Origin of the sequence: Haloferula rosea (assembly GCF_016595525.1) — a bacterium.
In the GTDB taxonomy this organism is placed as follows: Bacteria; Verrucomicrobiota; Verrucomicrobiia; order Verrucomicrobiales; family Akkermansiaceae; genus Haloferula; species Haloferula rosea.
This window is the reverse complement of the sequence record NZ_JAENII010000020.1, coordinates 24,885-36,027: the sequence shown is the minus strand read 5'-3', so window position 1 is coordinate 36,027 and position 11,143 is coordinate 24,885. Positions and strand designations below refer to the sequence as shown.

At 61.3% G+C, this 11,143-nt stretch carries 12 protein-coding genes; 7 read left to right on the top strand and 5 right to left on the bottom strand.

What is annotated here, in order from left to right:
* The 6 genes from JIN81_RS17975 to JIN81_RS17950 form a co-directional block, all read left to right on the top strand.
* The coding region (locus JIN81_RS17975; RefSeq protein WP_234045396.1) for a DUF2726 domain-containing protein at positions 1-1,093 on the top strand (1,093 nt) is incomplete at its 5' end.
* Positions 1,094-1,573: 480 nt separating this feature from the next.
* Positions 1,574-1,882 carry an ArsR/SmtB family transcription factor gene (locus JIN81_RS17970; RefSeq protein WP_200283231.1) on the top strand — a complete coding sequence of 103 codons (309 nt, stop codon included), beginning with the start codon at positions 1,574-1,576 and terminating at the stop codon, positions 1,880-1,882.
* Between the two features lie 42 nt (positions 1,883-1,924).
* Positions 1,925-3,229 (top strand): permease, encoded by a 1,305-nt coding sequence (locus JIN81_RS17965; protein ID WP_200283229.1) that lies wholly within the window; start codon positions 1,925-1,927, stop codon positions 3,227-3,229.
* Positions 3,230-3,244: 15 nt separating this feature from the next.
* On the top strand, positions 3,245-3,484 hold the full coding sequence (locus JIN81_RS17960; RefSeq protein WP_200283227.1) for a thioredoxin family protein: 240 nt from the start codon (positions 3,245-3,247) through the stop codon (positions 3,482-3,484).
* Positions 3,481-3,969, top strand: a complete 489-nt coding sequence (locus JIN81_RS17955) for a nitrophenyl compound nitroreductase subunit ArsF family protein (RefSeq protein ID WP_200283224.1) — start codon at positions 3,481-3,483, stop codon at positions 3,967-3,969. The genes JIN81_RS17960 and JIN81_RS17955 overlap by 4 nt, the downstream gene beginning before the upstream one ends.
* Entirely contained in the window at positions 3,966-4,655 is a 690-nt protein-coding gene (locus JIN81_RS17950; RefSeq protein WP_200283221.1) for an aromatic aminobenezylarsenical efflux permease ArsG family transporter, read from the top strand. Before JIN81_RS17955 ends, JIN81_RS17950 begins: the two co-directional genes overlap by 4 nt.
* Positions 4,656-4,838: 183 nt before the next feature.
* On the opposite strand, the gene JIN81_RS17945 is transcribed toward JIN81_RS17950, so the two are convergent.
* The 5 genes from JIN81_RS17945 to JIN81_RS17925 all read right to left on the bottom strand — a co-directional run bounded on the left by JIN81_RS17945 (position 4,839) and on the right by JIN81_RS17925 (position 8,438).
* Positions 4,839-5,705 (bottom strand): CvfB family protein, encoded by an 867-nt coding sequence (locus JIN81_RS17945; RefSeq protein ID WP_200283219.1) that lies wholly within the window; start codon positions 5,703-5,705, stop codon positions 4,839-4,841.
* A 90-nt stretch (positions 5,706-5,795) separates the two neighbouring features.
* Entirely contained in the window at positions 5,796-6,671 is an 876-nt protein-coding gene (locus tag JIN81_RS17940) for a hypothetical protein (protein ID WP_234045393.1), read from the bottom strand.
* Positions 6,672-6,759: 88 nt separating this feature from the next.
* Positions 6,760-7,104, bottom strand: coding sequence for a rhodanese-like domain-containing protein (locus JIN81_RS17935; protein WP_234045380.1), 345 nt, complete (start codon positions 7,102-7,104; stop codon positions 6,760-6,762).
* 63 nt (positions 7,105-7,167) lie between these two features.
* Positions 7,168-7,968 carry an SGNH/GDSL hydrolase family protein gene (locus JIN81_RS17930; protein WP_200283213.1) on the bottom strand — a complete coding sequence of 267 codons (801 nt, stop codon included), beginning with the start codon at positions 7,966-7,968 and terminating at the stop codon, positions 7,168-7,170.
* 200 nt (positions 7,969-8,168) lie between these two features.
* Positions 8,169-8,438, bottom strand: coding sequence for a DUF167 domain-containing protein (locus JIN81_RS17925; protein ID WP_200283211.1), 270 nt, complete (start codon positions 8,436-8,438; stop codon positions 8,169-8,171).
* Positions 8,439-8,641: 203 nt separating this feature from the next.
* Here JIN81_RS17925 and JIN81_RS17920 point away from each other — a divergent pair, with 203 nt between their 5' ends.
* Complete coding sequence (locus JIN81_RS17920) at positions 8,642-11,137, top strand: MFS transporter (RefSeq protein ID WP_200283209.1); 2,496 nt, start codon at positions 8,642-8,644, stop codon at positions 11,135-11,137.
* Positions 11,138-11,143 lie beyond the last annotated feature (6 nt).

Here is an 11,143-nt window from a genome sequence, read left to right as displayed (position 1 = left end):
GAGTTGGCTTCAGATGGTAGTTTCGTTTCATTTCTGGTATTCCTACAGGGGACTTGAACCCCATTTACAACGCGCCCATGCTGGGCACACACAAGACGAAGATGGCGACCCCTTTCAGCGGCCTTGTTGCGTCTCCGTTTTGGTGATTCAATCCGGCAACGAGAATCGGGAGCCCCGCCATAAGGGTCGGGATCGCCATTTCTCAGACGTTCGCCAAAATAGAATGAGCCGCTTTCTGAACAGCTACGAGGAGGTCACATACGACAAGCTCCGTGCTGTCACCGAGGCAGTTGGCGCACACGTCTTTTCTAAGGTCCGCCTCGCCGATGTGATTCCCGTTAACAACAGCGGAATATCCAACGAGGAGTTTACCTTTTCCCTTAAGTCCCACGTTGATTTCTTGGTGACTGACTCTGAGCAGGAAGTTCAGTTTTGCGTTGAATTTGATGGCCCAACTCACCGGCAACCTGAGCAGATCCGACGGGATGAACTGAAGAACAATCTTCTTAGCAGGTTCCAAGTTTCCTTCATTAGGATCAACTCACGTTATCTGGAGGAGCGATATCGTGGATTGGATCTTCTGACCTATTTCGCTGATGTGTGGTTTCTTGCTCAAGCGTTCGATGAGGCTCAGGAAGGTGGACAGATTCCACCCGACGAGATCTTTGACCCGACGTTCATCCTCTCTGATGGACAGCCGAACGGGAAAAAGTGGCCATATTGGATTTCAGTCGAGCTGCAGGCCGACATTCAGAGGATGTTCAATGAGCATCTGGTGGCCCAGCCCGCACCAAATCATTGGATCGGAATAGACGATCGAGGGAACTATCGATGCCTTGCATGGTTGTTTCTGACTCCCGATACCTGTGTATTCATCGAGACAGGGATGAGAGGGCATCGCTTCCCCGCCGTCTATTCATCGGATCTGCTGTCACAGTTGGCAGTTTACGACTTACATCAAGCGATTGAGAAGGCCCTTGATGGATCGATACCAACGGTTTCCCGCGATGCATTCGAATCACGTTTGGCAGACTACGAGCGTCGGTTCGAGATGCGATCTTCTGGTGGCTGCAATCTCCCACGAAACGAATAGGGCGAATCGGGTCCCCGTGACTGACTAACGAGAGCCAGCCACGGGTCCCACACCACCGTGCGTACGGGTCCGTACACGGCGGTTCCAATTAGACACGGGTCGAGCCCGCGCGAAGAACGGACCGAAGTCCGTTCCTGAGTATCCACATGCTTCCCATCGTGATAGCTCTCGTCAATACCTCGCCGTCCGGCGTTGTCGGCTGGGGCGTCTGTCACGCGGTTAGGATACCCCCATTCGGTTCGGCCCTTCGTTGAAGTGAGACCTCCGGCAACTTTGCTGTGCTTTATTTCAAAAGGCGTGTCCTTCTATTCCATCCTTCTATTGCACTTCGATTACAAACAGGAGGGACGGGACGACCCTCAATCACGCGCCAGCGTCTCCTTCCCCCCACCATTCGAGATGGCCCCTGTTGCATCCCCCAATCACAATTCAGACAAAAACCCGTCTTGACTATTTCGCAGTTTCGCGAAACATGCCCGCATGGCTGAGCCGCACGAGATCTTCAAGGCCTTGGGGCACCCCACACGAGTGACTCTCATTCGTGAGTTGGAGAATGGCGAACGCTGCGTGTGCGAGCTTGTCGACACCGTCGATGCGGGGTGGTCGACGGTTTCACGTCACCTCTCGGTGCTAAGGAACGCCGGATTGGTGGAGGACGAAAAGCGCGGCCTCCAGATCTTCTATCGCCTCTCCCTGCCCTGCGTTTCCCACTTCATCGCCTGCCTCGATGACCCAAGCCAATCAACCCTCGCCGACGAGAAACCGAAGCGCTCCGCCTGCTGCGATTGAGCGCCTTTTTTTTGCCCAACTATTTCGCACTTTGGGAAAACAATGAACCGAAACCACGAACTGAAGATTGCCGGATGGCTGCTCGCCGTCTTTGCTGCCGCCTACTTCTCGCCCGTAGGCCAAGCCCGCTTCGATGGCGCCGTAACGGAGGCGCTAGCGCTCACTCAATGGTATGCCCGCGAGCACGTCGTGCTCTGCCTGTTGCCGGCCTTCTGGATTGCCGGAGGGATCGCCGCCTTCGTCTCGCAATCTTCGGTCATGCGCTACCTGGGCCCGCGGGCGCCCAAGCCGGTTGCGTACGGAGTCGGGGCGGTCTCAGGAACGATTCTCGCCGTCTGTTCATGCACCGTGTTGCCGCTCTTCGCAGGCATTTATCGGATGGGAGCTGGGCTGGGCCCGGCCACGGCATTTCTCTACTCCGGCCCGGCAATCAATGCCCTCGCCATCATCCTCACTGCCAACGTGCTGGGTGCCCGCATCGGTCTCGCCCGGGGGCTTGCCGCGATTGGATTCAGCGTCGTCATCGGTCTCCTGATGGCCTTCTTCTTTCGTCGGGAAGAGCAAGACAAGGCCGCCAAGGCGGCTGAGTTGCCGGAGCCGGAACCCGCCCGCCCGCTGTGGCAAACCGCCACCCTATTTGCCGCGATGCTCGGCATCCTCGTCTTCTCCAACTGGGGCGGTGCGGAAAGCAGCGGATTCTTCGCGGCCGTCCATGCCTTCAAATGGTGGCTGAGCTCCGCCTTTGCCCTGGCATTCGCGATGATGCTCTGGAGCTGGCTGAAAGTTCCCGGAAAACGGCTGCTCATTACCGTCCTGGCCGTCATCGCCACCTCGATCGCCACCGGCGGCAACGCCACCTGGGCCGTCTTCACCGGTGTCCTCGGCCTGGCATGGATGACCGCCGGCCGCGAAGGCGAGGCCGGCGAATGGTTCGAGCAGACATGGACCTACACCAAGCAGATCATGCCGCTCCTCCTCGGTGGTGTGCTCGTCGCCGGACTCCTGTTGGGAAGGCCCGACCACGAAGGTCTCATCCCGGCTTCATGGATCTCCGAAGCCGTCGGCGGAAACTCATTCGGATCCAACCTCTTCGCCGCACTTGCGGGTGCCTTCATGTATTTCGCCACCCTAACCGAAATCCCCATCCTCCAAGGGCTAATGGGCAACGGCATGGGTAGCGGGCCCGCGCTCGCCCTGCTACTCGCCGGCCCGGCACTGAGCCTGCCGAACATGCTCGTCATCAACACCGTCATCGGCCCACGAAAAACCGCCACCTACGTCTTCCTCGTCGTCGTCATGGCCACTCTCACCGGCTGGGGCTACGGCGCCTTCTTTCCCGCAACCTGAACCAAGCAACACAAGATGAAAACCATCCAGATCCTCGGCACGGGATGTGCCAAATGCCACAAGCTGACCGACGCCACCACTCAGGCCGCCGATGAACTCGGCATCGAGTATCAAGTGGAAAAGGTGACCGACATGATGCGCTTCGCCGACTTCGGCGTGATGATCACCCCCGCACTCGTCGTCGATGGCAAGGTCAGGACCACCGGCAAGGTGCCCACGATCGACGAACTGAAGACCATGCTCCAATCATCATGAAACGGATCGCCCAATCCATCCTCCTCGTCTTCGCGCTTGGATCGATTTCCTACTGGGCATGGGACCGGCTCGCGAACCCCGCTTCCACCGGGCTCGCGACCGCGGCCACATCACCACCGGCGACCCAGCCGCCGCCAAGCACCGAACCGATGGTGCTCGTCACCTATTTCACCACCGATGTACGCTGCACTTCCTGCCGCACGATCGAAGTCCTGACACGGGAAACCCTCGAGCAAGGGTTCGCCTCCGAACTCGCATCCGGAACTCTGCGCTTCCGGACGCTCAACCTGGACCGCCCCGAGAACAAACACTTCGAATCCGACTATGACCTGGCGTTCAAGACGGTCGTCGTCTCCCGGGCTCAGTCCGGAAAATCAGGCGACTGGGAGAAGCTCGATGAAGTCTGGTCCCTCAAGGATGACCCCGAGGCCTTCAAAGCCTACCTCGAAGGCCCCATCCGTTCCCGCCTCGCGGCCCTCCCATGAACACGATCCTCCTCGCGGCGGCCTCCGCCCTCTGGCTCGGCCTGCTCACCTCGGTGAGTCCCTGCCCCTTGGCGACCAACATCGCCGCAACCACCATGCTGGCGCGACGGATGGCCAACCTACGCCGGGCCATGATCAGCGTTCTCGCCTATACGCTGGGACGCGTCGCCGCCTACGTGGCGATTGCCGGAGCCATCTTTGCCGGTCTCGCCTCGATGCCGGAGCTCGCCGCGTTCCTACGCCAAGGCGTCCTGCCCATCGTCGGCCCGATCCTCATCCTGGCTGGGATGGCGATCCTGGATTGGTTGCCACTGCCACCGGGCTTCAAGGTCGGGTCGGAATCGGTTGCCGAAAAGATCTCCCACTGGGGCTTGCTTGGCGAGTTCGCTCTCGGGGCCTTGTTCGCCCTCTCCTTCTGCCCGGTTTCCGCCGCCCTGTTCTTCGGCAGCCTCCTGCCCCTCGCCGCCGCCTCATCACTGTCCATCTTCGCCGTCGTGGTTTACGGCATTGGCACCGCCCTCCCCGTCGGAATTCTTGCTCTCCTGACAATCCTAAGTGCCGAGACCGCGGGCAAGGTCCTACGCCGGGTCCAGTCGCTCCAACGCGGAGCGCTCATCTTCACCGGCTCCGTTCTCATCCTGATTGGTGGCTGGCTCACCTTGACCGATACCCTCAAGCTGATCTGAGTCAGTCGAAGAGAGTCGACCCGGTATGAACCGGGTACATGGGTAACACATTAGAATAGGCGCATGCCCTTATTACCAAAGGTGCGTCCTTCTATTACAAGGATGCCTTCGATCCGTTTGCCGAACCGAAGGCCGAATCGTTGGGTGGCATTGAAATGAGCGGACCGGCAGCTGTCCCAGCCATCAACCTTCCTCCTCCGGACTCCAGTCCTCATCCTCCAACAAGCGAATCCCATCCTCCTCGATGGCGATCATCCGTTTGCGGAACAAGGCACCCGTCGCACGCTTGAACACCTTCTTACTGATCCCGAGCGCGGCGTGGATCGCCTCCGGCGGACTTGAGTCACACAGGTCCCAGGTCCCGCCGCGTTTGCGCAGTTCGGCGAGCAGACGTTCCTCCATCTCCTCCACCCGCGCCCGGCCCGGCGCGTAGAGGGAGAGATCGATCTTTCCGTCCCCACGAACTTGCACCACGTAGCCCTTCGTCCGCTCTCCGGCACGCAGCCGACGAAAGACTTCATTGGCGAAAAGCAGACCAGAATACTCCTCGTTGACGATCGCCTTGTAGCCGAGCTCGGTCTTGCCGTAGAGGATGAGGTCGACCTCCTCACCGACCTTCAGGACCGGCCTTTCCTGACTGAGGAATCGACCAATCCGCTGGGAAGCAATGATGCGCCCACTGGTTTCGTCCACATGGACCCGCACGACATACGAGCGCCCCACCTCGATGCGTGATTTCTGTTCGCCGAATGGCAGGAGCAGATCCTTCGGCAATCCCCAGTCAAGGAAGGCACCCACTCCGGTGGATGCCAGCACCTCCAGATAACCGAACTCGCCCGGCATCACCTTCGGATACTTCATCGTCGCCACCGGCCGGTCCTCGGAGTCGCAGTAGATGAAGACCTCGAGGAAACCACCGATCTCCCAGCTCGCGGGCATTTCGCGGAGCGGCAGAAGCACTTCGCCCAACTCCCCACCACCATCGAGGAACAGTCCCACCCGAGTATCCCGCAGGACTTCCAAACTCGCCCGATCGCCCACATTCGCCATGCACCACGGTAGGCATCGATCCCCCGGCTGTCGGCAAAAATCAAACCGCCACCCTATCCGGTGGGCACAGCCCGGTCACCACCCGCCCGATCAGCGGAGCACTCGACGCAGCGCCATCTCCGCCGCCTCACGAACCTCCTGCCCATTGGCGAGCCAGCCGGAGGCGAAGGTCCGGAAATCCATCGCCGGCGACGCCAGACAGGTCAGCACGACCAGCACCAGCAGATTGGCCAGATAGATGATCATCAGCGAAAGGAAGGTCCCGTTCTCGCGCAGGTCCGGCTGGTCCCGGGGAATCATCCACAAGGTCCACAGCAGATGGAACGCCCAGAAGAACCCGATCAGTCCGTACAGCGACTTCATGACGACGGGCGAAAGGTCCACGAAACAGCCGACCAAGGCGTAGATCCCGACAATCAGGGCGGCCCACAGCGGCATGAAGTACGGCGCCAGCGCGATCACGATGTTCGACTTGTCGGTCGTGACATAGCCGCCATCCACACTCACCCCCCAATCACTGATCCGACCACGGAAGAGCCAGATGAACACGATGTGGGTCAGTTCGTGACCCAGCACATACAGGTAGAGAAACGCATTCCACAGCAGCCCGGTGGCGAACCACCCGACCATCAGCAGACCACCGGTCGCAAAGTACCAGAACGCACTCGAACGCCAGAATCCATGATCGAGCGCCACTGATGAGAACTGACTGAAAAAGGTCCAGCTCGTGACCCCACAGAAAGGAAGCAGCACCAAAGCCAGCATCCACCGCCCCATCCGCAGCAGGATCGACGGCGTGTCGTCCAGCTCCATCGTCCCCGCAATGGACGCATGGACGGACTTGTGCCGGCGTCGGTTCGCCGGCCGATTCGCCCTCACCCGGGCACGCGCTTCGGCGAGACGAATCGCCTCCGAAAAACTCGGACGAGCCCGTCGACGATTCGAGCTCGTCTTCGATCCGAGCATGATTTTCTTCCTGCGCGTGGGCATCAGCGGCAGGAGAGATACTTCGGACTCCTTAATCAATCAAGATGGAAGACGCGTCAAATAGTGTTTATTTGACCACCTCTTTCCCGGCCTTTTTCCACGCCGTGATGCCGCCCTTCAGGTCATAGACCACCTCGTAGCCCAGCTTTTCGAGCTGCTTCGCCGCCCGCGCGCTGCGCCCACCACTGCGACAGTAGACCAGCACCGGCTTGTCCGGATCCGTCACCTTCTTCACCGCCTCGGCAAAGCCCTTCTCGGTCACATCCGCACGCACGGCCCCCTTCAGGTGCCCTTCCTTCCACTCTTCTTCCGTCCGCACATCGAGCAGCTGCACCTTGTCGGCGATCAGCTTCTCTCCCTTCTCGATCGGCACCACCTCTGCAGCGAATGACACCCCGAGACCCAACAGCATGGAAATGATTATGGCTTTCATCCGGGTATTCATGCCGCAGCTCCGGCAACCTGCAAAGGGGATTTAGAACACCTTGTGCGCCTGCGCCCTGAGCTCAGCAGCCAAATCGGCATCCCCCACCTTGCCCGGAAACTCCACCTCAACGGCGGACCGACCCGTGAGCGCTTCATAAAACACCGCGCCGGTGAGATACGCCCCCAGCTTGCCCGGATGCGAGCCATCCTTCGAATGCAGATTCCGCGAACCCTCCTCGTATCCATGCCGGCGATACCATGCCTCCCACGCCGTCCCGACCGGGGCGATCGTCACCGTGGCCGAAAAGTCCCACTTGCCCGGGTTCCTGCGCAGCAAGGCATACCCTTTCGACAGCGCCTTCTGCATCTTCCGCGGATCGCCACCGAAGCCCTTCAACACACCCGCCCCCTCCGGACCGCCGTGCCTCGCCCAGGTCTCGAACAGCAGGATCCTCGCCTTCGGCTGCAGCGTGCGGATCTTTCGCAGCATGCCCTCTCCGCCCTCCACGAACATCTTGAGCGTTTCGCCTCCGCTCGTCATCGCGAAGGCCGGCACCTGGCTCTGCTCCTGCAACACGACGACGTCCCATCCCTTCTCATCGCGCAGCAGGGCATCCACCTTGGGATTCGCCAGATGCTGCACGAGCTTTCTCCCGCCCGGACAGTGCGCCACCAGCTCGGCATCCACTTCAGGGTCCGCATCGAGGAAACCCTTCACCTGAGCCCGCGTCTGAGCCGTGTAGCTGTTGCCGATCATCAGGACACGTAGCTTCTCCGCAGCAGAGAGCGGGAGACAAAGGCAGAGGAAAAGAAGAAGGAAGTGGCGTATCGCAGGAAGGAAAACGGTCATGGTTTCGGTTGGTCCCACCGTCGATACGGGTCGGCCTGCCACTTCATCTCATCCAATATTAGTTTCTCCATCGCCTGCCGGGACAAACAATCGTCCCACGCCCGATCCGCCCCTACCAGAAACCCCGATCCGCCCATTCTCGGAATCCAAAAACGATCGACATAGTACTTCCACTCACGGCACGGCGACAGGCACTCCCTTCAGGCCGACGGGGATTCCACGGACGGCAAATCCCCATCGGGCACCTCAAAGGTCTTGATCCTCGCCCCCTCCCCCTTCAGCAGCCTCACCTGCGATTTCGAGGTCCCGAGCCATGTTGCCAGGAACGCGCAGAGCGCCTTGTTCGCCTTTCCCTCGACCGGAGGGGCCGCGATTCGCACCCGCAGCACCCGACCTGATCTCGGATCCTCTTCCCAGCCCACCACCTCGCTGCGCTTGGCGTTGGGCACGGCCTTCACTCGGATCTGCACGGCAGGAATTCCAGCAGACCGGACTCCCGGCGGAAAGCCCCGGCCTTGGGAATCTCGAAGCCTGCTCAATGTTTCCCCATCAATCTTCGATGGTCCCCGACCTTGCGACCCGCCGATGGAGCCTGCTAGCTTGCGCTCGGATGGAAGTTTCAGAAGCACCCAATGCAGAGCCCACACGTCGACACTGGGTTGGTTTCTGGAGCATGATCGTCCAACAGACGCAAAATGCGTTCAACGACAAGGCCGCCCAGTTCATCCTGGTTCCCCTTGGCGGAGCGATTGCCTTCTCCGTCGAGTCATGGGCCACCATCATGATCGCCCTGCCCTTCGTGCTCTTCGCCCCCCTCGCCGGATGGCTCAGCGACCGCTTCTCGAAACGAGATGTCATGCTGGGCGCCGCGATCGCCCAGTTACTCATCCTCCTCTGGCTGTGCGCCTCGATCCACATCCGCAGCATGGAGCTCGCCCTCTGCGGATTCTTCGCCTTGGCCGTGCAATCCGCCTTCTTCAGCCCCGCCAAGATCGGCATCAACAAGGAGCTCGTCGGCTCCAAGCACCTCGGCTTTGCCGCAGGCATCCAGCAAATGATGGCCATGCTCGCCATCCTCAGCGGCCAGATCGCCGCCGGCATCATCTACGACCAGCGCTACAAGGCCCTCGGTGAAACCCCCGAGGTCGCCTGGCAAGCCGCCTTCCCCCCACTCGTCGTCCTCGCCGCCCTCGCCGTGCCCGCCATCTTCATGGCCTGGGTCGTTCCCCGCACCCCCGCCCAGGGTGCCGAGAAACTCCATGGCGGCATTCTCATCCAGCACTTCAAGCACCTCGGCGACCTGTGGCGGGACGCCCCCCTGCGCCAGGCATCCTTCGGCGTCGCCTTCTTCTGGGGCTTCGCGACCTTCATCAATCTCTGGTCGGTCAAGCTCGCCAAGGTGCTGACCGAAGGCCAGGGAGGCTTCGGCACCTTGTCCTCGTGGTTCATGGCAGCCGCCACCCTCGGCATGGCCCTCGGCTTCGGCGTCGCATCGTTCCTGCTGAGAAAACGGATCGAACTCGGTTGGGTCCCGCTCGCCGGCGTCGCCATGACCGTCACCGCCCTGATCTTCGCGCTTCAGGACCCGACCGGCTCCCTCCGCCTCCTCAGCGCCGCCGAGATCAGCTTCCACGCCGTCCTCAAAGCCGCCCTCTCCCCGATCTCGGGGAGCTTCCTCTGGGGCCTCGCCTCCCTCGCCTTCTTTGCAGCGCTCTTCCTCGCTCCGCTCAATGCATGGATGCAGGACCGCTACCCGCCCAACCAGCGCGGCGAACTCCAATCCGCGGTCAACCTCCAGGACTGCCTGATCGGCATCATCGCCGCCGCCTTCGTCGAAGGCCTCGTCCTGATCGCCGACATGACCGGAGTCGAAACGGTGCTGGGCTACCGCATCCAACTCGCCATCGCCGGCGTCGGCTGCGGCCTCATCACCTGGTTCATCATCCGGCTCCTGCCCGGACACTTCGTCCGCGTCATCGGCCTGAGCATCCTGCGCATCTTCTACCGCATCCGTCCGGTCGGCGCCGAGCACATCCCGGAGAAAGGCGGAGTGCTCCTGCTTCCAAGCCACGTCAGCTGGGCCGATGCCTTCTTCATCACCGCCGCCAGCCCCCGGCCGGTGCGCTTCGTGATGGATGCCATCTACATGGAAAAGCCAGCCATCCGCTGGTTCTGCACCCTCTTTGAAACCGTTCCCATCGATCTTGGCAAACCCCGTGAGGCCATGCGCACCGCCGCAGCCGCCCTCCAGAAGGGCGACCTCGTCTGCCTGTTCCCCGAAGGTCGCCTGACCCGCACCGGCACCCTGCTCCCCCTGAAACGCGGATTCGAAATCATCGCCCGTCAGGCCAAGGCACCCATCGTCCCGGCATGGCTCGACGGCGCATGGGGATCCATCTTCTCATTCGAGGGAAACCGCTACTTTCGCAAACGCCCCCACCGCATCCCCTACGGACTGGCCATCTCATTCGGCGAGCCGATCGAACCCAGGGACGCCTCGATCAGCCTCATCCGCCATGGCATCCTGAAAGCCTCATCCGCAGCTGTCGAAGCACGGCTCAAAGGCTGGAAACGCCCCGAACCCAGAGCCGTCCAGGCCAACGGCTACCAGCTGGGTCAGATCAACGCCCTCCCACGCCGGCAGGCCATCGCACGACTCAGCGACGACCCGGAAATCGACGCCCTGCCATCCGTCGCCACCTTCACCAAGCTCTTCAAGGTCAAGCTCCACCATCGTGACCAAGCCAGCCCCCAGGACCACTGCTGGGTCGGCGGATCCAAGCTGCGCCACAGCATCCTCGCACTGCCCCCCACGCAGGGAGCCGTTCCCTTCTACGACTTCAGCCCGGACGCGCTCGATCCCATCGACCCGCCCGGCTGGATCCACTGCCCGTGTCTGGCCGTCGACGGCATCATCGTCGCCATGTCCTTCCCCGATCCCCCCAAGATCAGCCCAAGCTGCAGTCACCAACCGGGAAGCAAACCCGGCACCTACGGGCATCTGCTCCCGGGATTCGATTTCAGCGAAAAGGATGGCATCACCACCCTCCATGGTCCGGCAGCAGGACCGGACGGCCTGCAACTGCCCCACCCCCTCTTCGTCGATGACCTCGGCTTCGTCGGCCCCCGGCAGGATCCGGAAACCGAATCGCCCGGTGACTCCGCTTGATGCCTA

Excerpts from the sequence above, each read along its gene's own strand:
- JIN81_RS17965 (WP_200283229.1), top strand. The coding sequence starts at position 1,925 with ATGAACCGAAACCACGAACTGAAGATTGCCGGATGGCTGCTCGCCGTC.
- JIN81_RS17970 (WP_200283231.1), top strand. The coding sequence starts at position 1,574 with ATGGCTGAGCCGCACGAGATCTTCAAGGCCTTGGGGCACCCCACACGA.
- JIN81_RS17920 (WP_200283209.1), top strand. The coding sequence starts at position 8,642 with ATGATCGTCCAACAGACGCAAAATGCGTTCAACGACAAGGCCGCCCAG.
- JIN81_RS17955 (WP_200283224.1), top strand. The coding sequence starts at position 3,481 with ATGAAACGGATCGCCCAATCCATCCTCCTCGTCTTCGCGCTTGGATCG.
- JIN81_RS17960 (WP_200283227.1), top strand. The coding sequence starts at position 3,245 with ATGAAAACCATCCAGATCCTCGGCACGGGATGTGCCAAATGCCACAAG.
- JIN81_RS17940 (WP_234045393.1), bottom strand. The coding sequence starts at position 6,671 with ATGCTCGGATCGAAGACGAGCTCGAATCGTCGACGGGCTCGTCCGAGT.
- JIN81_RS17945 (WP_200283219.1), bottom strand. The coding sequence starts at position 5,705 with ATGGCGAATGTGGGCGATCGGGCGAGTTTGGAAGTCCTGCGGGATACT.
- JIN81_RS17950 (WP_200283221.1), top strand. The coding sequence starts at position 3,966 with ATGAACACGATCCTCCTCGCGGCGGCCTCCGCCCTCTGGCTCGGCCTG.
- JIN81_RS17935 (WP_234045380.1), bottom strand. The coding sequence starts at position 7,104 with ATGCTGTTGGGTCTCGGGGTGTCATTCGCTGCAGAGGTGGTGCCGATC.
- JIN81_RS17930 (WP_200283213.1), bottom strand. The coding sequence starts at position 7,968 with ATGACCGTTTTCCTTCCTGCGATACGCCACTTCCTTCTTCTTTTCCTC.